The sequence below is a fragment of the Pseudonocardia sp. Ae505_Ps2 genome, assembly GCF_001932425.1.
GTDB lineage: Bacteria > Actinomycetota > Actinomycetes > Mycobacteriales > Pseudonocardiaceae > Pseudonocardia.
Genome location: NZ_MCIP01000004.1, coordinates 23,537 through 24,555, shown reverse-complemented (window position 1 = coordinate 24,555; position 1,019 = coordinate 23,537). Strand labels below are relative to the sequence as shown.

The 1,019-nt window shown below is 61.9% G+C and carries 1 pseudogene; it reads right to left on the bottom strand.

Annotated elements, in window-relative coordinates:
* Positions 1 to 160: pseudogene (locus Ae505Ps2_RS34380) on the bottom strand (IS5/IS1182 family transposase); the annotation flags it as partial.
* Between the last annotated feature and the right edge of the window lie 859 nt (positions 161 to 1,019).

The following is a 1,019-nucleotide window of genomic DNA, read 5'->3' as shown; positions in this document are numbered from 1 at the left end:
CACAGAACCAGCGGATCACCAGCACTGCCTGGGCGAACGGGGTCAACGCCCGCCGCCGGGTGCCACGTCGACGGCGTTGAAGGACCAGGAGCCGCGCCAGATAGGCCACGGTGCGCTCCCCGATCGGGAGGACAGCGGTGTAGGTGACAGGATCAGACATGCAGGACCTCGGTGACGGTGTCGATCTGTGCTGGACCGAACCGATCTACCGGGGTCCTGCCCCGTTCCCGCTCATCTCACCACCCTCGGCGTGTCGCCACGACCTGCCACCCCGCTACTGAGAACACCTCGTTGTCTACAACCTAGTTCTCATCTCCGATTTTCACCCCACTAGAAAGGGAGAGGACTGTCATTGCTGTCATGATCTTGTATCGTCGCAGGTCAAACCCGGTATCAGGGCGATGACAGCAACCATGACAGCAGCGCCGACACCCCTGTTTTGCTGTCATTGAGCCTTTTTCAACCTGACCGAGGACCCGCCGCGAAGCGGCGGCAGGGGCCCCGTCGGCAGCGGCCAGATCCCCGATGATGCAGGTCAGGCCGCCGCGTGGTCACGGTCCGGGGAGGCCCACTCGACGGCTTGACCAGCACAAACGCCAGGTTGAAAAAGGCTCATTAAGCGTGTGAGACCTGGGTTTAGCGTGAGGTGCTGATACCTAACTTGACCTGGGCAGATAGGTTCCTGGCTCTATGTCTAGATCTTGTTGTGACGCGGGGTCCGATACCTAACTTGAACTGGGGAAACAGGACCACATGAAGACGGCCCCGCATCTTCTCCTCCGCGGGCTACTTGGTAGCGCGGTGGAGTGAAGCGGGGCCGTCGAGGGGGCGTTGTGGATCTTGGCGGGTGTGCTGATACCTGATTTGACCTGCGATGACAGTAGGCGTGACGGTGGCTTGGCGGGTTACTTCTCGCGCTTGAGTGCGTCGCGGTGGTCGGCGAGGTCGTCGGCGATGGTGTCGCGGAAGGTGGTGTCGCTGATGAGTCGGCGGGTGGCGACGCGCATGAGGTGCTGGAC